The following is a 21651-nucleotide window of genomic DNA, read 5'->3' on the forward strand; positions in this document are numbered from 1 at the left end:
GTCTCTACCCGAAATAGGCTTTGGCGAGGCTGTTGTAGAGCCCGCCGATTTCATTGGCGAGATCGCCGAGGGCCTTGGCCGTCATGTCCGAGGGCTCCTTGATGGCGATCGACGTGTTGAGCTGCAGGATTTCCTTGGCCGCCGGCGACATATGGCCTTCAGCGCCGACAGCGGGCAGCAGCGCGATTTCGGCCTTCAGCCGTTCGAGCTGGAAAAGGATTGAGCGCGGGTTGAGCGGATCGAGCGCCAAAAGGTCGACCACCGTGCGCCGTCCCGCCTGCACCGGATATTGCCGACGGTGGGTCATGACGCTGTCGCCGATCTCCAGCATCATGTCGAGCGCACCTTCCGGCGCCTGGGCTCTGGTCAGCCGGGCGAGCGTGCGGGCTATCTGGATGCCGCGTTCGAGCCTGCGGCCGATTTCCAGGAAACGCCAGCCGGCAAAGCGGTACATGTTCTCGTGCAGCAGGCCGGAAAACCCGGCCAGCTTGCGCAGGATGACCGTCATTGCCCTTGTCGCGTCGTCGCCCGGCGCCACTGTCGCGGCAAATTGATGGATGGTCTTCGACAGATCCTTCAATGCCAGCCAGCCATCGGGCGAGAAGCGGTCACGGATCTGCCCGGCGCTGTAAACGGCGCTGTCCAGCGTGCCGATGAGCCCCAATGGGATTGCCGTCTCGACGTCGATGCCGAACGGCGCGAGATAGTCGCTGATATCGGCGAGCAGCGGCATCTCGGGATCGGATGTCTCGGCCAGCCGCACATGGTAGGCGCGCAGGATGCGCACCGTGTCTTCCGACCGCTCGATATAGCGGCCGAGCCATGTCAGGTTCTCAGCCGCGCGGCTGGGCAGGCTGCCGGGCAAGGTTCGGGTGAAGCTGTCGTGCTCCTGCGGCAGCAGCGTCTCGCGCTCGACCGGCCTGTCGCTGACCACCCAGACATCCGCCGCCTGGCCGCCGCGCTGCATGGCGATGGCGGTCGGGTCGAGCGAGAAGCCGACACGGGCAAAGCCGCCCGGCATCACCGTCCAGCCTTCCGGCGTCCGCGCCAGATAGACGCGCAGGCTTGCCGGCCGCGGCTCCAGCCAGCCGCCGACATAGACAGGCGTGGTCGACAGCGTCACCGCTTCCTGGCCGACGAAGTCGCCGCCGTCCCGTTCGATCCTGGCGACGAGTTCGGCCCGTTCCTCGACCGACAGCGCTGACCCGAGCTTGGTCGAGCCGTCGTCCTCGAAGGCAAGCCGCGTCGACAGCGCCGGGCCGATCACCATGCTATCGATATTGGCGAGCACATGCTCACGCTCCGTCTCCTGCCCGCACCACCATGTCGCGACCGTCGGCAGCAGCAGTTCCTCATTGCGCAGGGCGCGCGAAATCTTCGGCAGGAAGGCGAGCAGCGCGCGCGTCTCCATCAGGCCGGAGCCCAATGCATTGACGGCCGAAACCGCCCCCTGCCGGACCGCTTCGACCAGCCCCGGCGTGCCGATCTGCGAGTCCGGCCGCAATTCAAGCGGATCGGCGAAGGCGGCGTCGAGCCGCCGCCACAAGACGCTCACCGGCATCAGCCCCGAAACCGTGCGCACCATCAGCCTGCCGCCCGAGACGGTCAGGTCCTCGCCCTCGAGCAGCATGATGCCGAGATAGCGGGCGATATAGGCATGTTCGTAATAGGTTTCGTTCAGCGGTCCCGGCGTCAGGATGGCGACACGGCCGCCGGCTTGCTTGGCCATGCCGATCAGCGCGTCGCGGAAGCGACGGAAGAAGCCGGCCAGGCGGTGCACATGCATCTCGCCGTAGATGTCGGACAGCGCCCTCGTGGTGGCGACGCGGTTTTCCAGCGCAAAGCCGGCGCCCGACGGCGCCTGTGTGCGGTCGCCAAGCACCCACCAGCGGCCGTCCGGGCCACGACCGAGCTCGAAGGCGCAGAAATGCAGGAAATGGCCGCTGGCCGGCCTGGTGCCGACGACCGGCCGCAAATATTCCGGGCTGGCCGCGATCAATCCGGCCGGCAGAATGCCTTTCTCGACCAGCCGGTTCGGACCGTAAATGTCGGCGATGGTCTCCTCGAACAGATCGGCGCGCTGGACCAGGCCGGCGCTGATGTCAGCCCATTCCTGCTCCTCGATCAGCAACGGCACATGCGCCAGCGGCCATTCCCGCTCGTTGGCGCCGGCCTTGTCATAGACGCGGTAATAGACGCCGGCATCGCGCAGGTACTGGTCGGCGCGGGCGAAGCGCTGGGCAAGCTTTTCCGGCCCCAGGTCCTCCAGCGCCTCGATGAAGTGCCGCCACGCCGGCCGCGGATTGCCTGACGCATCGACCATCTCGTCGACGACGCCGTCGATCGGCTGATAGTGCTCCAGCAGACTGTGGGCCTGCGGCTTCCTGCGCAGCCTTTTGTGATTCCCCTTCGCCATGGCTGATCAGAGTCTTTGCGGCCGCCGAAGGTCAAGGGTCATCGGGAAATCTTCAGAGGCTTCTTCGTTGCGCAGCACATAGCTGGACGGCGTATGGCCACGCGGCTCGAAGCGGGCGAGCCGCCGCGCCTCCGCTTCGTTGCCATTGACCGGGAACGTGTCGTAGCTGCGCCCACCGGGATGTGCCACATGATAGACGCAGCCGCCGACCGCGCGGCCCGACCAGCGGTCATAGATGTCGAAGACCAGCGGGGTGTTGACCGGCAGCGCCGGATGCAGGCCCGACGCCGGCTGCCAGGCCTTGAAGCGCACGCCGGCCACCGCGATCTCGCGGTTGTCGGTCACCTTCATCGGCACGACGCGGCCGTTGCAGACGACGGCGTGACGCTCCGGGTTGAGCCCCTCGGTCTTCACCTGCAGCCTTTCGACGGAGGAATCGACAAAGCGCACGGTGCCGCCGATCGCGCCTTGCTCGCCCATCACGTGCCACGGCTCGAGCGCCTGCCTGAGCTCCAGCTTGACGCCGGCATGCTGGACCTCGCCGCAGAACGGGAAGCGGAATTCGAGCTGGGCGTCGAACCATTCCGGACGGAACGCAAAGCCGTTCAGCTTGAGGTCGTCCAGCACGTCGAGAAAATCCGCCCAGACATAATGCGGCAGCATGAAACGGTCGTGCAGCGAGGTGCCCCAGCGCACGAAGCGGCCGTCGAGCGGGTTCTTCCAGGCCCGGGCGATGATGGCGCGCACCAGCAATTGCTGCGCCAGGCTCATGCGCGCGTTGGGCGGCATCTCGAAGCCGCGGAATTCGACCAGCCCGAGCCGGCCGGTCGGCCCGTCCGGCGAAAACAATTTGTCGATGCAGATTTCCGAGCGATGCGTATTGCCCGTCACGTCGGTCAGAAGGTTGCGGAACAGCCGGTCGACCAGCCACGGCAGGGGTGCCGCGCCCTTGTCCGGATGTGGCACCTGCGCCATCGCGATTTCGAGTTCGTAGAGCGAATCGTGGCGCGCCTCGTCGAAGCGCGGCGCCTGGCTGGTCGGGCCGATGAACAGGCCGGAGAAAAGGTAGGACAGCGACGGATGTCGCTGCCATTGCAGCACCAGGCTCTTCAACAGGTCGGGGCGGCGCAGGAACGGACTGTCATTGGGCGTGGCGCCGCCGACGACGACGTGGTTGCCGCCGCCGGTGCCGGTGTGGCGGCCGTCGATCATGAACTTGTCGGCGCCAAGCCGCGTCTGCCGCGCCTCTTCGTAGATCGCCGTGGTCGTCGCCACGCAATCCTGCCAATTCGCGGCGGGGTGGATATTGACCTCGATGACGCCGGGATCGGGTGCGACACGGATGACGTTGAGGCGCGGATCGTGCGGCGGGCCGTAGCCCTCGATGTGCACCGGCAGGCCGATCGCCCTTGCCGCGTTCTCAGCCGCCGCCACCAGTTCGAGATAGTCCTCCAGCGCCTCGACCGGCGGCATGAACACACAAAGCCGTCCGTCGCGCGGCTCGACCGAAAGCGCCGTGCGCACGGCGCCGCCGATCTCGGTGATCTCCTGTTCGACGCGGTCCTGCTGGCCGGTAACGGCCGTAAAGGATACCGCCTGCTGGCGTCGCGCCATCTCGTCGGCGCCCTCCAGTTCGGCCGCAGCGGGCGACGAAGCAGAACCGGGCAAGATCGCCTCGCGCGCCGGCAGTGGTCCGCGCGGCAGCGACGGATCGACCGGGACTATGTAGGGGAACTGCGCCGGCGGCACATAGGGCAGCGTGCCGAGCGGCAGGCGGTAGCCGACCGGCGAATCGCCGGGCACCAGGAACAGCCTGCCGCGCCGCGTCTTCCATTTCTCCGAGCGCCAGCGCGGTCCGGAAGCCTGGCTGTTCCAGCGCTGGACGGGCAGCACATAGCCCGACGGCTTGGTCAGCCCGCGTTCGAACACCCGCGCCATGCGGCTGCGCTCCTCCGGATCCTCCAGCTTCGAATTGGAAGGATCGACATTGTCAGGCAGCTTGCCTTCCTTGAGCAGCCACTCGGCCGGATCCTCATAGGCTTCGCTGACCATCGTCTTGTCGATGCCGAGTTCGTCGGCGATCGCCGTCAGCAGGCCTTCGGCCTGCTTCGGTCCGACATCCGCCTCGCTCTTTTCATGCGCGATCAGCGACGGGTCGCTCCACACCGGCTCGCCGTCGGTGCGCCAGTAGAGCGAGAAGGTCCAGCGCGGCAGGCTTTCGCCGGGGTACCATTTGCCTTGCCCGTAATGCAGGAAGCCGCCCGGCGCGAAGCGTTCGCGCAGCCGGCGGATCAGCGCATCAGCCTTTTCGCGTTTGGTCGGCCCGACGGCGGCGGTGTTCCACTCTGCAGCCTCGAAATCGTCGATCGAGACGAAGGTCGGCTCGCCGCCCATGGTCAGCCGCACGTCGCCGGCCTGGAGCGCAGCATCGACCTGGACCCCCAGCGCGTCCAGCGCCTGCCAGCTCTCGTCGGAGAACGGCTTGGTAATGCGCGGATGCTCGGCGATGCGGTCGACCCGCATGTCGAAGCCGAATTCGACATTGGCGAAGCTCGCCATGCCGGAGATCGGCGCGGCATTGCGGAAATGCGGCGTTGCCGCGAGCGGCACATGGCTTTCGCCGGTGAGCAGGCCGGAGGTCGGGTCGAAGCCGATCCAGCCGGCCCCCGGCAGATACACCTCGCACCAGGCATGGAGGTCGGTGAAATCGGTCGCCGTGCCGGGCGGCCCGTCGAGCGCAACGAGGTCGGGTTTGAGCTGGATCAGGTAGCCGGAGACGAAACGCGCGGCGATGCCGAGGTTCCTCAGTATCTGCACCAGGAGCCAGCTGGAATCGCGGCACGATCCCTTGCCGGCGGCCAGCGTTTCCTCGGGCGAGAAGACGCCGGTTTCCATGCGCACGATATAGGCGATCTCGCGCTGCAGCCGCGCATTGAGGTCGACGACAAAATTGACGGTGTTGGTCGGGTGGCGCGCGAGGGTTTTCAGGAATGCCTCCAACAGCGGCCCCGCCGGTTCCGGCGTTCGGTAGATGGTCAGATCGTCCCGGATCTCTTCGGGGTATTCGAACGGAAACGTCTCGGCCGACGGTTCGACGAAGAAATCGAACGGATTGTAGACCGTCATGTCGGCAACGAGATCGACCTCGATCTTCAACTCCGTCACCGGCTCGGGAAAGACGAAACGGGCAAGGAAATTGCCGTAGGGGTCCTGCTGCAAATTGACGAAGTGGTTTGCCGGCCCGACCTTCAGCGAATGGCTGAGCACTTTGGTGCGGGAATGCGGCGCAGGCTGCAACCTTATGACTTGCGGGCCCAAGACGACCGGCCGGTCGTATTTGTAGTGGGTCAGGTGATAGACGGCTGCCAGAATTGCCATGGTGCCCCTGAAGTCGGCGTTTCAAAAGGAGTTCGCTGAACCCTGACACGAATGCTGACCATTCTCCAAGCAGAGATGTTGCGCTGCACCTAAATTAAGCAGCTTTCACAGCTTCACGAAACGGAGCGCCGACCTGGGATTCCGTGGCGTGGCGGCAAGACGTTGCAACGGTGCAGAGCCGAAGGCCGGCGGGTCAGCACCGGGCGCTTCCCGCCGACATTGATGTCAGCAGCACGCGCGATGCTTGGTCGAAAAGAGCTGAAAAGAAAAACCCGCCTCGGTGAGCGGGTCATCGGTGCGAATTAGCACCATAGCGAAATTAGTAGCATAGCTGCCGGCACAAAGCAAGAACAAAATGTGGCGCCGTTGGCGAAAATTGCCGATCTCCCGCCTTGCGAGGGGAGATGCCAAGCAGTGGCGCTGGAAGCGGAGGACACCCGCCAATGCTAAAAGAACGCCTGCAACCTGGTCTGCGCCCGCCCGAGGATCAGCGCATGCACGTCATGCGTGCCCTCATAGGTGTTGACGGTTTCCAGGTTCTGGGCGTGGCGCATGACGTGGTAGCCGATCTGGATGCCATTGCCGCCATGCATGTCGCGGGCCTGGCGGGCGATGTCGAGCGCCTTGCCGCAATTGTTGCGCTTGACGAGCGAGATCATCTCCGGCGCCATCTTGCCTTCGTCCATCAGCCGCCCGACGCGCAGGCTGCCCTGCAGGCCGAGCGCGATCTCGGTCTGCATGTCGGCGAGCTTCTTCTGGAAAAGCTGCGTACCGGCCAGCGGCTTGCCGAACTGCTTGCGGTCGAGGCCATACTGGCGGGCGCGGTGCCAACAATCCTCAGCCGCGCCCATGGCGCCCCAGGAAATTCCGTAGCGTGCCCGGTTGAGGCAGCCAAACGGCCCTTTGAGACCCGAGACATTGGGCAGCAGCGCGTCGTCGCCTACCTCGACGCCTTCCATCACCACTTCGCCGGTGATCGAGGCTCGCAGCGACAGCTTGCCACCGATCTTCGGCGCCGACAGCCCGTTCATGCCCTTTTCCAGGACGAAGCCGCGAATCTGGTTGTCATGCGCGCCCCCACTTTCGTCGGACAACTTTGCCCAGACGACGAACACGTCGGCGATCGGCGCGTTGGAAATCCACATCTTCGAGCCGGAGATCCTGTAGCCGCTCGCAGTCTTCTCGGCCCGCGTCTTCATGCCGCCCGGGTCGGAACCGGCATCAGGTTCGGTCAAGCCAAAGCAGCCGATCCATTCGCCCGACGCCAGCTTCGGCAGGTATTTCTTGCGCTGTTCTTCCGAGCCATAGGCATGGATCGGATACATTACCAGCGACGACTGCACGCTCATCATCGAGCGATAACCCGAGTCGATCCGCTCCACTTCCCGCGCGACCAGCCCGTAGGTGACGTAGTTGGCGCCGAGCCCGCCATATTCCTCGGGGATGGTGATGCCGAGCAGACCGGCCTCGCCCATTTCGCGGAAGATCCCGGCGTCGGTCTTCTCCTCGAGATAGGCTTCCTCGATCTTCGGAGCGAGCTTGTCGGCGGCAAACGCCGCGGCGCCATCGCGCACCATGCGCTCGTCCTCCGAAAGCTGGTCCTCGATCAGGAAAGGATCATCCCAGACGAATGCGTTCTTGTCGGCGGCCATGGCCCTCGGTCTCCCAAACTCATGCATGTCGCCCAAAGCTTGCCCGCGGGCCGGACCCGAGGGTGTTCCGCAGCTTGGGGATAACGACATGCATCGAAACAGAAATCTTGAAACGCGCGGCTTATCGGCTCCCGTCCTGAAAAAATCAAACGAAATAGCTTCGCCGATCCATGAGCATTGGTGATGGATCATCAATGTCGAGCGCCGCCGTCTGACCTGCCACAGCCGGCTCGCGAAATTATTTCCGCTTCAACGCATCGGCCAAAGCGGCGCCGAACGCGCCCTGCTGCGCCGGCGGCTCCGGCTGGCGTTGGGGCGCGGGCGCGCGCGGCACCGGCCTGCTGCCATTGTCGCGCGGCTTCGGTGCGCCACCGTCACCATCCTTGCGCATCGACAGGCCGATGCGCTTGCGCTTGATATCGACGTCGACGACACGCACCTTGACCACGTCGCCGGCCTTGACCACCTCATGCGCGTCCTTGATGAACCGATCGGCCAGTTGCGAGACGTGCACCAGCCCATCCTGGTGCACGCCGATATCGACGAAGGCGCCGAAAGCCGCGACATTGGTGACAGTGCCTTCAAGCCGCATGCCGGGCTTCAGATCCTTGATGTCGTCGATGCCATCGGCAAAGGTCGCGGTCTTGAAGCCGGGGCGCGGATCGCGGCCGGGCTTTTCCAGCTCCGCCAGGATGTCGCGCACCGTCGGCACGCCGAAGCGCTCATCGACGAAGACGCGCGGATCGAGCGCCTTGAGTGCGGCGCTGTCGCCCATCAGCGAGCGGACGTCGCGCCCGCAGGCCGCGACGATCTTCTTGGCAACGCCATAGGCTTCCGGATGCACGGCCGAGGCATCGAGGGGTTCGCTGCCGTTTGGAATGCGCAGGAAGCCGGCGCATTGCTCGAACGCGCGGGGTCCAAGGCGGGAGACCTTCAACAGTTCGCGGCGGCTGGCGAACGGGCCGGAGGCATCGCGATGCGCAACGATCGCCTCGGCCAGCGATGCGCCGAGACCCGAAACCCGCGCCAGAAGCGGCACTGAGGCCGTGTTGAGATCGACGCCGACGGCATTGACCGCATCCTCGACCACCGCTTCCAGCGAGCGGCCGAGGCGGTACTGATCGACGTCGTGCTGGTACTGGCCGACGCCGATCGACTTGGGCTCGATCTTGACCAGTTCGGCGAGCGGATCCTGCAGGCGCCGCGCGATTGACACCGCCCCGCGCAGCGACACGTCGAGGCCTGGAAATTCAGCTGCCGCCGCTGCCGAGGCGGAATAGACCGAGGCACCGGCTTCGCTGACGATCACCTTGAGCGGCTTCGGCCCGGACCCGGCAGGCATGTCAGCCAGCATGTCGGCCACCAGCCTTTCGGTCTCGCGGCTGCCGGTGCCGTTGCCGATCGAAATCAGCTCGACCTTGTGCAGCCGGATGAGCTTGGCCAGTTCGGCCTGCGCGCCGCGCACATCGTTCTTCGGCGGGAACGGATAGACCGTTGTCGTCGCCAGCAGCTTGCCGGTGCCGTCCACCACCGCCACCTTGACGCCGGTGCGAATGCCCGGATCGAGCCCCATCGTCGGCCGCGAGCCGGCAGGCGCGGCAAGCAGCAAATCCTTGAGATTGCGGGCGAAGACATGGATGGCTTCTTCTTCGGCCCGCTCGCGCAGATCGCGCATCAGATCGAGCGTCAGGTGCAGCGACAGCTTTATGCGCCAGGTCCAGCCGGCGACCTCCATCAGCCAGCGGTCTCCCGGCAACTGGCGGCCGATGGCGTGGGCGTCGGCGATCATCCGCTCAACCGGTTTCACCGGAGAGGCGTCATCGGCATCGACTTCGATGTCGAGCGACAGAACCTCCTCGTTGCGGCCGCGCAACATGGCCAGCGCGCGATGGCTCGGCACGTTGGTCCAGCGCTCGACATGGTCGAAATAGTCGGAAAATTTCGCGCCGGCCTCCTGTTTGCCGTCGACGACGCGCGAGCGCAGGAAGGCGCGTTCCTTCATGTAGGTCCGCAATCTGCCGACCAGATCGGCATTCTCGGCGAACTGTTCGGACAGGATGTCGCGCGCACCCTCGAGCGCTGCCTTGGCGTCGGCCACGTTTTCGCTGATGTAGGCCAGCGCCAGCTCGGCGGGTACAGCCGTACGGTCGGCGAGAATAGCTTCCGCCAGAGGCCCGAGCCCGCGCTCGCGTGCGATCTCGGCCTTGGTCCGGCGCTTCGGCTTGTAAGGCAGGTAGATGTCTTCGAGTTCGGCCTTGGTGCCGGCCGCAGCGATCTTTGCTTCGAGCTCCTCGGTCAGCTTGCCCTGCTCGCGGATCGAACCAAGGATGGTGTCGCGGCGCGCGTCGAGTTCGCGCAGATAGGCCAGCCGCTCGGCGAGGTCGCGTAGCTGCGTGTCGTCGAGGCCGCCGGTGACCTCCTTGCGGTAGCGCGCCACGAACGGCACGGTCGCACCGTCATCGAGCAAGCCGATCGCTGCCGCGGCCTGCTCGGGCCGGGCGGCGATCTCGGCGGCTATGATAGTTGCGATGCGCTTGATGTCGGATGCCATGTCGTACCTGTCGCTAGTCGAAACGAGCAGCGACCATAGGCGCAGAGCACTGCCGCGCCAACTGCGCCATTTTCAACCCGGCGAGAGGTCCACAGGAAAGGTCGGGCTGTCTGGATGGATCAGACCATCCGGCTCAGCGCCTCGAAGAAAGAAATCATATCCAGATCGAGCGGATCGTCGACCGGTACCGGCTGCGACGACATCTTTGCGATTACCATTTCGGCCTTCGGATTGACGTAAAGCCACTGGCCGTGGATGCCGATGCCGCAGAAGGCGCCGCTTGCCGCGCCCGTCTGGTACCATTTGTTGCGATAGCGGCCACGCGGAAACAGGAACGCCATCGTGCCGCGCCGCCAGGCCTCGGCGTCACCGCCAGTTTCGGTCGTGTCGTGCATCCAGGCTTCCGGCACGACGCGGCGGCCATTGGCCACGCCGCCTTGCCGCATCATCTCGCCGACGCGTGCAAGGTCGCGCGGCGTCACCGAAATGCCGCCGGCAGTGCGCGCCGTGCCTTCCATGTCGACTGTCACCGAGGCGTCGCTGACGGCGCCGAGAGGCTCCCATAATTTTTCGCGCATCAGATCGGCGAAGCGCCGGCCCGACGCACGTTCGAGCAGGATGCCGAGCAGGTCGGAATTGGGCGAGCGGTAGCGGAAAGTCCGGCCATGCGGCTCGGCCAGGCCCTGCAGCGTCATGAGGAAAGTGGCCAGGCTCTCGATGCCCCCGCCTGGATTCCACAGCATGGCGCGGCGGTAGCGGGCGAAGGCGCTTTCCGGATCGAGATAGGCCTCTTCGAAATCGAGGCTGACACTCATGTCGAGCACGTGCCGCACACGCGCATCGCCATAGGCCGAGCCGGCGGCTTCGGGCAGATAGCGGCTTACCGGAGCCTGCGGATCGAAAATCCCCTCGCCTTCCAATATGCCGGCAACAATGGCGGTCAGCGACTTGCTGATCGAAAAGACGATGTGGCGCGCCCCAAACTCCATATGCGGCGCGAACCAGTCGCCGACGAATTTGCCGCGTTTCATGATCGTCAGCGCGTCGGTATCGGAGCGCGCGAGAAACGCCGCGACAGTCTCCGCGCCGCCTGCAAGAGCGACTTTTTCGCCAAGTAGCCCGCCGAAATCCTGGGCCGACGCTTCGCTGCTGCCCGGCTGTGCCGCCACGGCAGCGCTCGGCACCAGCTCGCCGACATTCTGGAACGACCACCGGCTGAACGGGCTTTCCCGCCAATTGCCGAGCAGCACCTCCTTGCGGGCAAAGCCATATCTGGTTTCGAACGCGGTCTTGCCGGCCATAGCCGCTTCCTTCCGGGTCTTTGGCGTTCTAGGCGAGCGCCGCGGCGATGGCGTGCACGGCTTTCAGTGTCGCCACCGATAGGCGACGTTAAAAAAATGCGGACAAAACGGACCCGGCCGGCGCCTGCCGCCGGGTCCATCACGATGCGGTCACTTCTGCAGTTCGGTCCAGATCTTGCTGTAGATTGCCTGCACGTCCTCGGAACACAATTTTTGCAGCTCGCCATGCGCCTTGACGTCTTCCGGGATGATGACTTCCGGCGCATCCTTCATATCGGCCGGCATGTACTTGTCGGAACCGGCAATGCCGTTGGCGTAGCGGTGGAAGGCGGATAGGCCGGCGGCATTTTCCGGATCCATGATGAAGTTCTGGAACAGCTTGGCGTTCTCGACATTCTTGGCTTCCTTCAGGACCATGACATTGTCGCTCCAGAGGCCAAAACCTTCCTTGGGATAGAAATAGTGGATCTTGGGGTTCGCCAGCCGCTGGCGCAGGGCTGAGCCGTTCCAGTCGCTGGTCGCCTTGAAATCGCCGGCGCCCATTTTCTCGATGGTATTGTATTCCATTGCGATCCAGTTCGGCTTGGCAGCAACCAGCGTGTCACGCACCTTCTTCAGCGTTTCCTTGTCGCTGGCGCATTGCGCGGCGCCGACATATTTGGTCGCCGCGAACATGACGTCGTTCATTTCCGGCACGACGTTGACCTTGCCCTTCAGTTCGTCGGGCGTGTTGAAGATGATGCCCCAACTGTCCGACGGCCCCTTGTAGACATCGGTGTTCACCACGATGCCCACCGTGCCCCAGGCCCATGGCACGGAATATTTGCGGCCGGGATCGAAATCGGGATTGGCCCATTCCGGCGCCACGTTCTTGAAGTTCTCCATCTTGCCGGGATCGGTCTCCTGAACGAGGCCTTCCTTGATCCAGATCGGCACGAAGGTTTGCGAAGGCACCGCGATGTCGAAGCCGGTGCCGCCCTGGCGAACCTTGGCCAGCGCCGTATCGTTCGAATCGTAATCGGTGATGGTCACCTTGATGTTGTATTTCTGCTCGAACTTCTTGATCACGTCGGGGCTGGTGTAATTACCCCAATTGTAGATGTTCAAAACGCCGTCCGCGAAAGCGCCGCTCGTCGAGGCGAGCAGCGCCAGCCCGATGGCGGTCGCCGATGTCTTCCAGTTCATGGTTTTAGCTCCCATTTTCATGTCTAGTCCCGTTTCCTGCTGATGAAGAAAAACAACGTCACGATGGCGACCGACAAGAGCAGGAACACGGTCGATATCGCGTTGATCTCCGGCGTTATCCCTCGACGTATCTGGCCAAGCATGTAGGTCGGCAGCGTGTCCTGGCCGCCCGATTTCACGAACTCGGTGATGACGACATCGTCGAGCGAGATAACGAAGGCCAGCATCAATCCGGCCAGAATGCCGGGCCAAAGCAGCGGCAAGGTGATGCGGCGGAACGTCTTCCACGGCGTCGCATAGAGATCGGCGGCGGCCCGTTCCAGCGTCAGGTCCATGTTCTCCAGCCGCGCCCGGATCGGCAGGTAGGCGAACGGAATGCAAAAGGCCGTATGCGCCGCGATCAGGTAGCCGAGCCCGGAATAGCCGGTGAATATCTTGATGCGCGAGAAAAAGATCAGCAGCGCCACGCCGGTGACGATCTCCGGCACCATCAGAGGTTGGTTGATGGCGGCATATTTGAAGGTCAGGCCGGGATAGGGCGGCGTGCGCGTGGTGGCGAGCGCCGCCATGGTGGCGAAGATCGTGGCCAGGATCGCCGCGATGGCGCCGATCTGGAAGGAGCGCACGGTGGCGTCGATGACTTGCGTGTTCTGCCACGCCGACTGGAACCATTTGAGCGAGAAGCCGCCCCATTCCGACGTCGAGGTCGCGGCGTTGAAGGCATAGACGACCAGCACGACGATGGGCAGATAGAGCACGACGAAGCAGGTCGCGGCGATCGCGGTGAATCCCGGCTGATGCTTGATTGCGAAGCTGCTAGCCATGACGCATCTCCGACCGGCCTGTGTTACGCACATAGGCGAGCAGCGCCACCATGACGATGACCATGACGGCGATCGACAGCGCCGAGCCGAGCGGCCAGTTGCGGCCTTGCCCGAACTGCAGCTCGATCAGGTTGGAAAGCATCATGGTCTTACCGCCGCCCAATAGGACCGGTGTGACATAGGCGCCGAGCGCCGGAATGAACACCAGGATGGAGCCGGCGATGACGCCCGGCTTGACCAGCGGGAAAATGATACGCCTGAGCACCTGGAAGCGTGTCGCATAAAGATCGTAGCCGGCTTCGACCAGCCGGAAATCGAGTTTTTCCATGCTGGCGTAGATCGGCAGCACCATCAGCGGCAGATAGACATAGGCCATGCCGATCAGGATCGCCGTATCGGTGAACAATATCTGGATCGGCGCCGAAATGATGCCGAGCTTGAGCAGCACCGTGTTGATCAACCCCTCGTTGCGGATGATCTGCAGCACGGCGAAGGTGCGGATCAGCAAGTTGGTCCAGAACGGTATGGTGATCAGGAACAGCCAGAGATCGCGCGTCTTCTCGCTGCGCGTCGCCATGAAATAGGCAGTAGGAAAACCAAGCGCCAAAGTAGCGATCGTGGTCACGATGGCAAGCTTGATCGAGCGCCAGAAGATAGTGACATGGGCGGCAGCAATGGAAAGCGTGTCGTCGAAGATGTCGCGTTCCATGAACACCGATGTCCAGGCCTCGGGCGAGAATTGCCACTTCACGTCGCCATAAGGGCCGGGCGTCAAAAACGAATAAACCAGCACGATCAGCAAGGGACCGGTTGCTGCAAGGAAGATGATCAGCAGGGCCGGCGCCGACAGCAGCCAGCGGTCGCGGATGTCGCGCCGTTCGGCCGTCTTGGCGACTTCTTCCGCGCTCGCCATCAATCCCTCAGCACTTGCGCGGCGTCGTTGCCGATCGAGACGCCGACCTTGTCGCCCCGCTCGAAACCGCAGCCTGCGCTGCGCGTGTTCTGCTGGCGCACGGTGAAGGCTTCGCCGCTGTCCAGTTGGACATGAATATGCGTGTCGGTGCCGAAATAGACGATGTTTTCGACGGTCCCGGAAAGATCGCCCTTGCCGCCGGTCAGCTTGGCGTGTTCCGGCCTGACCACCAGCGTCGCATTCTCCTTCGGCTGGAAGCCCTCAGCCACCGTCGCGTCGATCGTCGCGCCGGATTTTAGTGTCGCGCGCGCCTTGCCGTTGCCGATGCCGGTGATGGCCGCGGTCAGGAAATTGGTTTCGCCGATGAAGTCGGCGACGAAGCGCTCGGCCGGCTTGTCATAGATGTCCCAGGGCGTGCCGACCTGCAGGATCTTGCCGGCCGACATCACGGCGATGCGGTCGGACATGGTCAGCGCTTCTTCCTGGTCATGGGTGACGAAGATGAAGGTGATGCCGGTCTGGTGCTGCAGCCGTTTCAGTTCGATCTGCATTTCCTTGCGCAGCTTGTAGTCGAGTGCCGACAGCGGCTCGTCGAGCAACAGCACTTTCGGCTGCGGCGCCAGCGCGCGGGCCAGTGCGACGCGCTGCTGCTGGCCGCCGGAGATCTGGCTGGTGCGGCGGGCACTCAGCGCCTCCATCTTGACCAACTTCAGCATCTCGGCGACGCGCGCCTTGATTTCGGTCTTCGGCTTGCCCAGCATCTCCAGCCCAAAGCCGATATTCTCGGCCACTGTCATGTGCGGGAACAGCGCATAGGACTGGAAGACGGTGTTGACCGGCCGCTTGAACGGCGGCAGCGGCGCGATGTCGTGGCCGTGCAGCAGGATTTCGCCTTCGCTGGGAAAATCGAAGCCGGCGATCAGCCTGAGCAGCGTCGTCTTTCCGCAGCCCGACGGCCCCAGCAGCGTGAAGAACTCGTTCTCGCGGATCGACACCGAAACCGTGTCGAGAGCGGCGACTTGTGCGTCCCCGGTACCGAACACCTTGCGGACGCTGCGGACCTCGATTGCACTCTTACCCGGTTGATCCGGCACGCATTACCCCATTTTCATGTCCGCTCTTGATGGCGGATCCAGTTCCCATTCGATTGTCAGCATATGCCGGTCGGCTTGGCAACCATGCATCTGGATCTCGGTTCAGAACGCAAGCCCCATGCCATAGTCAGCGCCATCATCAACCCCGGTAAGTGATCTTGCCGCCGCAGATGGTGCTGACCGGACGCACCTTGTGCAAGGAAGCCGGTTCAGTTGCCTCGATATCGGCCGACAGCACCACCAGATCGGCCAGATAGCCTGGTTTCAGCCGGCCCTTACGGTGTTCCATGAATTCGGCATAGGCGCCTTCGACCGTATAGCCCGCAAGCGCTTCCAGCAGCGAGAAGCTCTGGTCGGGATCGCCCTCTGCCCAAGGTTTGCGCAGCACCGCCGCCTGAATGCCCAGGATCGGGTCGACCCGCGACACCGGCCAGTCGGAAGCGAAAACGACATGCGCGCCCGCCTGCTTCAGCGTCCGCCAGGCATAGCTGAGCGGCCATCTTTCGCGGCCGATGCGCGAGAGCGTCGGCTCCAGCGGGAAGTCCATGGCGCCGGGCGGGTGCGGCGGCTGCATCGAGGCGATGACGCCGAGTTCGGCAAAGCGCGGCACGTCGGCGGCAGTGGTGACCTCGATGTGCTCGACCCGGTGCCGGCTGTCGCGCCTGCCGTTCTTCCGCCGCGCCGCCTCGTAACCGTCGAGGACCGCGCGCACAGCGCCGTCGCCTATCGAATGCACGGCGATCTGCAGGCCGCGCCGGTCGGCCTCCACTGCCACCTCGGCGAAATGCTCTGGCGTGAACAGCGGCTCACCGCGCCAGCCCGGCCGGTCGGCATAGTCGTCGACCATGACCGCAGTCCAGCCTTCAAGCACGCCGTCGTAAAACATCTTGACCATGCCGGACGACAGCCATTCCGATCGATAGGAGTTGGCCATGCTCGATGCCTTTTCCAGCTTGTCGAGCGTCATGAAGTTCTTGAAATGAAAAGGTATCTTGGTGCGGCAGAGCAGCCGCCCTTCCTGCTCCAAACCGGCAAGCAGTTCGAGCTGGTAGAGATTGCCGTCCATGTTCTGGATCGAGGTGATGCCGTGGCGGGCGCACCATTCCAGCCCGCGATGCATCAGGTCGCGATCGGCCGCGACTTCGGCTGCGGAAGGGTACGGCTCGGGCTCGCCGCCTGTCGCAAGGCCGAGCCGCACGCGGTTCTGCCCGGAAAGCTCGAGGATCGGCCCGAACGCCTCTCCCTCGCGCAATTCGCCCGCCGCGAGGCCGTCGGCGCCCATGACGATCTCGTTGCCGGGGCCGAGTTGCTTGCCGTGCAGGATGCCAGCCAGCTTCAGCGCCTTGGTGTTGGCCCACATCGTGTGGTGATCGGAAGCCGACATCGCGAACGGCCGGTCGGCGATGATGCGGTCGAGATGATGGCGGGTGACCGGCTCTTCCTTGGAAAGGATAGTGTAGTCGACGCCGGCCCCAAGCAGCAATTTGGCGTTCGGCCGTGCCGCAGCGTAGGCGCGGATCGCGTCGCTCAGCGCATCGAAGCCATGCACGCCCTGAAGGTGCAGATTGTCCAGTTCGGCGGCGCCGCCGAAAAGGTGCATATGCGCTTCGATGAAGCCCGGCACCACCGAACCGCCTTGCGCATCGATAATCTTCGTGGCCGGCCCTTTCAGCGTCTCGATCGTCCGGCGATCGCCAACCGCCAGGATGTTGCCGTCCTTTATCGCCACCGCTTCGGCTGTCGGATTGCCTTCGTCCATGGTCAGCACACGGGCATTGGTGACGATCAGGTCGGCATTTGAACTCATGATTACCCGCAGGTCGGTTGCGCTGCCGGCAGGCTAGACGACCGGCTGCCGGGCCAGCAAGCCATGGCTGGTTGGCCCAGCGCCTTGTGAAAGGCAGTGCAGGACGGTTAGGGTCGCCGCGTCTCACCACGGAACAATTTCATGAAGACTGTTTTGTCGCCTTTCCATGCCGGCCATTCCGGCAATGTCGAATTGATCGCCGGCGCCATCGTGCCGGCCTTTGAAAAGCCGTCGCGCGCCGAGTTCATCAGGGCGCGGGTGGAGAGCGAGAAGCTCGGTCCGATCCTGCCGCCGGAAAGCCACGACCTCGCCGCCGCCAGGAAGGTGCATGCCAGCGACTATATCGATTTCCTGCCGACCGTGTGGCCGCTCTGGGAAGCATCGGGCCGCAGCGGTTCGGCCATTCCCTTCACCTGGCCGACGCGCGGCCTGCGCGGCGACGTGCGCCCGAAAGGCATCGATGCGCTGCTCGGCTTCTACTCCTTCGACGGTGGGGCAACGTTCGTCAAAGGCACATGGGATGCGATCAAGTCGTCCTATGACGTCGCGTTGACCGCCGCCGCGCTGGTCAAGGCCGGTGAGCCTTCCGCCTTCGCGCTGTGCCGCCCGCCAGGGCACCATGCGGGGGCGGCCTTCATGGGCGGCTATTGCTTCATCAACAACGCCGCCGTCGCCGCGCAATGGTTCCGCGACCATGGCGCCGGGCGCGTTTCGATCCTCGACATCGATTATCACCACGGCAACGGCACCCAGGAGATCTTCTATCGCCGCGGTGACGTTCAGGTGCTGAACCTGCATGGCGATCCGATGACGGAATATCCCTTCTTCCTCGGCCATGCCGACGAACGCGGCGAGGGCGACGGCGAAGGCTTCAACGACAATTACCCGATGCCCTTCGGCACCGGCTGGGACGTGTGGAACGCCTCACTCGAGGACGCTTGCACGAGGCTTTCGGCTTATGCTCCTGACGTCGTCGTGGTTTCACTCGGCGTCGACACCTTCGAGAAGGACCCGATCAGCCAGTTCAAGCTGAAGACCTCCGACTACCCCAGGATCGGCCGCCGCATCGCCAGGCTCGGCCTGCCGACGCTGTTCGTCATGGAAGGCGGCTACGCCGTCGAGGAGATCGGCATCAACGCCGTCGGCGTGCTGACCGGCTTCGAGGACCGCTAGAAGTGCCGCCGGTGCCTGCCAATCAGATGGCAGCGCTCGGCAAGCGGTACCGCCTGCCTGACCGATCGTTCAGCCTGCGGCGGCACGCGCTGACCCGCCCGCTATCTTGTTGTTGGACCATGATGTTTTTCCAAAATGCGTTCGCCCTTTGCGAAATGATGTTCTATTTTTTGAACCCACGGCTTGCAGGGCCTATTGATCGGAAGAACAAACGCATTTGAGCCCGGGAAAGCATTTATGAACGACGACACACCGGAAAGCGAAAGCGCCTCGGCGCTGGCGCCGTTCCGGCACGGCATCTTCCGGGCGGTGTGGTCCGCCAGCCTCGTCTCCAATTTCGGCGGCCTGATCCAGGGCGTTGGCGCCGCCTGGATGATGACGACGATCGCCACCTCGTCCTACCAGGTTGCATTGGTCCAGGCCTCGACCACCTTGCCGATCATGCTCTTCGCGCTGCTGGCCGGCGCTATCGCCGACAGCTTCAACCGGCGCAAGATCATGCTGATCGCGCAGATCTTCATGCTCGTCGTCTCGGCTCTCCTGACCGTCTTCACCTATCTCGACCTGATGACGCCGTGGACGCTGCTCGCCTTCACCTTCCTGATCGACAGCGGCACCGCGCTCAACAGTCCGTCCTGGCAGGCTTCGGTCGGCGACATGGTGCCTCGCACCAAGGTGCCGGCGGCGATCGCGCTCAACTCGATGGGCTTCAACCTGACGCGCAGCGTCGGCCCGGCGATCGGCGGCATCATCGTTGCCGCGGCAGGCGCTGCCGCGGCCTTCGCCGTCAACACGCTGAGCTATGTCGGCCTCATCGTCGTGCTGGCCCGCTGGAAGCCGGAACTGCCGGCCTCCGCCTTGCCGCGCGAGACGCTGGGCGCCGCAATGGGCGCCGGCCTGCGCTACGTCGCCATGTCGCCCAATATCGGCAAGGTGCTGGTCAGGAGCTCGGCTTTCGGCTTCAGCGCCGGCGCGGTCCTGGCGCTGCTGCCGCTGGTCGCGCGCGACGTCGTCAAGGGCGATGCCTTGAGCTACGGCATCATGCTCGGCGCCTTCGGCATCGGCGCCGTCGGCGGCGCGCTGACCAGCGTCAGGCTGCGGCAGCTGCTGTCCAGCGAAACCATGGTGCGCATGGCATTCGCCGGCTTCGCCGTCTGCGCCTTCAACGCCGCCGTCAGCAATCATGCCTGGCAGACGTCGCTCGGTCTGCTGCTCGGCGGCGCCTGCTGGGTGACCGCGCTGTCGCACTTCAACGTCACCGTGCAGATGTCGACGCCGCGCTGGGTGGTCGGCCGCGTGCTTTCGGTCTACCAGACCGCGACCTTCGGCGGCATCGCGCTCGGCAGCTGGGTCTGGGGTGTCGTTGCCGACGCGCATGGCGCCGAAGTCGCCCTGATGGCGGCCAGCGTCGCCATGCTGGCGGGAGGCGCCATCGGCCTGCTGCTGCCGCTGCCGCAGCAGGCCGTGCTCAACCTCGATCCGCTCAACCGTTTTCAGGAGCCGCATCTGGCGCTTGATCTCAAGCCGCGCAGCGGTCCCATCGCCATCATGATCGAATATGTCATCCGCAACGAGGACGTACCGGAATTCCTCGCCACCATGGCCGAGCGCGGCCGCATCCGCCGCCGTGATGGCGCCCGCAACTGGACCTTGGCGCGCGATCTCGAAAATCCCTCGATATGGATCGAGCACTACCACACGCCGACCTGGGTCGAATATATCCGCCACAATCGGCGCGCCACCTACGCCGACGCCGTCATCGGCGAGCGCATAAGGGCGCTGCACAGCGGCAACGAGCCACCGCGCGTCCGCCGCATGATCGAGCGCCCGACGACAGCCGGCACCGCGCTGGTCATGCCGAAGGGTCCGATCGAGCATTAGCGGCTGGCGGTGCGTCCAGTTGGACGAGCAAAATGAAATTGCGGCGCCTGGCCCAATCCGCGAATGCACGAACAGGATGGCCATTGTGGAGAGACGGTTATATCAGTTGGTGTGACTATGACCACTAAGGGGAGACGATGCGTTACATACGTCCGCTTTCAATTGAAGACGCCGCCGGCCTGTTGGCCGGTTCAGCCGGCACGGCCGCCATCCTCGCCGGAGGCAGCGACCTCTTGGTGCGAATGAAAGGCGGCTTTATCGAACCCGACCTGATCGTCGACATCAAGGCGATCGACGGGCTTGGCGAGATCAGGGAAACAGCCGAGGGCTTCAGCATCGGCGCGGCGGTCCCCTGCGCCGTGCTGGGCGAGAACACGGCCCTGCAGAAGGCATGGCCCGGCGTCGTCGAAGCGGCCAAGCTGATCGGCTCGAAGCAGGTGCAGGGACGCTGCACCATCGTCGGCAATCTGTGCAACGCCTCGCCGGCCGCCGACAGCGTGCCGGCGCTGGTGGCCGCTGGCGCCAAGGCTGTGATCGTCGGCCCGGGAACCAGGCGCACGATTGCCGTGCAAGCGGTGCCGACTGGGCCGGGCAAGACGTCGCTGGCCAAGGGCGAGATCATCGAGGCAATCCTGCTCGACAGCCGTCTGCCGCGTTCGGGCGATGCCTATCTGCGTTTCATTCCGCGCACGGAGATGGACATAGCGGTGGTAAGCGCCGGCGTGAACTTGACGCTCGATGAGCAGGGTCGCGTCAAATCCGCCCGTCTGGCGTTGGGCGCCGTGGCGCCGACGGTAATTCTGGTCGAGGAGGCCGCCGAGGTTCTCATCGGCTCCAAGCTGGACGAAGCCACGCTGGAGAGGCTCGCCAAGGTCTGCTCGGGTGCCTGCCGCCCGATCGACGACAAGCGCGGCACCATCGAATTCAGACGGAAAGTCGCGGGTGTGCTGGCCAAGCGGGCCGCCACGACCGCCTATGCACGCGCAGGAGGCAAATGATGGCTGGTGTGGCAGTATCAACGACAATCAACGGCGACAATGTCGAGTTCCTTTGCCAGCCGGACGAGACGCTGCTTGATGTCCTGCGCGATCGCCTGGGGCTGACGGGCGCCAAGGAAGGCTGCGGCACCGGCGACTGCGGGGCCTGCAGCATCATCCTCGACGATCGGCTGGTGTGCTCGTGCCTGGTGCTCGGCGCGGAAGCCGAGGGCCGGCACGTCGAAACCATCGAGGGCATGGCGCATGGCGACAGGCTGCATCCGCTGCAGCAGAAATTCCTGGAGCACGCCGCACTTCAATGCGGCGTCTGCACGCCGGGCTTTTTGATAGCGGCGAAGGACCTTTTGGCCAAGAACCCCGATCCGACCGAGGAGGAGATCCGCTTCGGCCTCGCCGGGAACCTCTGCCGCTGCACCGGCTATGACAAGATCGTGCGTGCCGTTCAGGACGCGGCCTGCGTGATGAAGGGAGCATGACG

At 64.4% G+C, this 21651-nt stretch carries 14 protein-coding genes; 4 read left to right on the forward strand and 10 right to left on the reverse strand.

From position 1 onward, the window contains the following. Positions 1–4: 4 nt before the first annotated feature. From NKH28_RS11850 to NKH28_RS11895, 10 genes are all read right to left on the reverse strand, one after another. Positions 5–2416, reverse strand: coding sequence for a circularly permuted type 2 ATP-grasp protein (locus tag NKH28_RS11850; RefSeq protein WP_352681978.1), 2412 nt, complete (start codon positions 2414–2416; stop codon positions 5–7). A gap of 6 nt (positions 2417–2422) precedes the next feature. Beyond that, entirely contained in the window at positions 2423–5794 is a 3372-nt protein-coding gene (locus NKH28_RS11855; RefSeq protein WP_352633611.1) for a transglutaminase family protein, read from the reverse strand. Positions 5795–6240: 446 nt separating this feature from the next. Continuing rightward, positions 6241–7446 (reverse strand): acyl-CoA dehydrogenase, encoded by a 1206-nt coding sequence (locus tag NKH28_RS11860; protein ID WP_352978968.1) that lies wholly within the window; start codon positions 7444–7446, stop codon positions 6241–6243. 238 nt (positions 7447–7684) lie between these two features. Then, positions 7685–9997: a Tex family protein gene (locus NKH28_RS11865; RefSeq protein WP_352978970.1), complete on the reverse strand. Its 2313-nt coding sequence runs from the start codon at positions 9995–9997 to the stop codon at positions 7685–7687. Positions 9998–10116: 119 nt separating this feature from the next. Then, complete coding sequence (locus NKH28_RS11870; RefSeq protein WP_352978972.1) at positions 10117–11298, reverse strand: serine hydrolase domain-containing protein; 1182 nt, start codon at positions 11296–11298, stop codon at positions 10117–10119. 150 nt (positions 11299–11448) lie between these two features. Then, entirely contained in the window at positions 11449–12483 is a 1035-nt protein-coding gene (locus NKH28_RS11875) for an ABC transporter substrate-binding protein (protein WP_352978974.1), read from the reverse strand. A 23-nt stretch (positions 12484–12506) separates the two neighbouring features. After that, positions 12507–13307: an ABC transporter permease gene (locus NKH28_RS11880; RefSeq protein WP_352469567.1), complete on the reverse strand. Its 801-nt coding sequence runs from the start codon at positions 13305–13307 to the stop codon at positions 12507–12509. Continuing rightward, positions 13300–14220: an ABC transporter permease gene (locus tag NKH28_RS11885; RefSeq protein WP_352978976.1), complete on the reverse strand. Its 921-nt coding sequence runs from the start codon at positions 14218–14220 to the stop codon at positions 13300–13302. The genes NKH28_RS11880 and NKH28_RS11885 overlap by 8 nt, the downstream gene beginning before the upstream one ends. Next, positions 14220–15314: an ABC transporter ATP-binding protein gene (locus tag NKH28_RS11890; RefSeq protein WP_352767160.1), complete on the reverse strand. Its 1095-nt coding sequence runs from the start codon at positions 15312–15314 to the stop codon at positions 14220–14222. Before NKH28_RS11890 ends, NKH28_RS11885 begins: the two co-directional genes overlap by 1 nt. A gap of 139 nt (positions 15315–15453) precedes the next feature. Then, positions 15454–17121, reverse strand: a complete 1668-nt coding sequence (locus NKH28_RS11895; protein WP_352469564.1) for an amidohydrolase — start codon at positions 17119–17121, stop codon at positions 15454–15456. Between the two features lie 141 nt (positions 17122–17262). On the opposite strand from NKH28_RS11895, the gene NKH28_RS11900 reads away from it, so the two are divergent. The 4 genes from NKH28_RS11900 (at position 17263) to NKH28_RS11915 (ending at position 21649) form a co-directional block, all read left to right on the forward strand. Next, positions 17263–18294, forward strand: a complete 1032-nt coding sequence (locus NKH28_RS11900; RefSeq protein WP_352918220.1) for a histone deacetylase family protein — start codon at positions 17263–17265, stop codon at positions 18292–18294. 237 nt (positions 18295–18531) lie between these two features. Continuing rightward, entirely contained in the window at positions 18532–20175 is a 1644-nt protein-coding gene (locus NKH28_RS11905; RefSeq protein ID WP_352968932.1) for an MFS transporter, read from the forward strand. A gap of 137 nt (positions 20176–20312) precedes the next feature. Beyond that, entirely contained in the window at positions 20313–21173 is an 861-nt protein-coding gene (locus tag NKH28_RS11910; RefSeq protein WP_352682552.1) for an FAD binding domain-containing protein, read from the forward strand. Beyond that, complete coding sequence (locus NKH28_RS11915; protein WP_352682550.1) at positions 21173–21649, forward strand: (2Fe-2S)-binding protein; 477 nt, start codon at positions 21173–21175, stop codon at positions 21647–21649. The genes NKH28_RS11910 and NKH28_RS11915 overlap by 1 nt, the downstream gene beginning before the upstream one ends. Positions 21650–21651 lie beyond the last annotated feature (2 nt).

The organism is Mesorhizobium sp. M1227, assembly GCF_040318315.1.
In the GTDB taxonomy this organism is placed as follows: domain Bacteria; phylum Pseudomonadota; class Alphaproteobacteria; order Rhizobiales; family Rhizobiaceae; genus Mesorhizobium.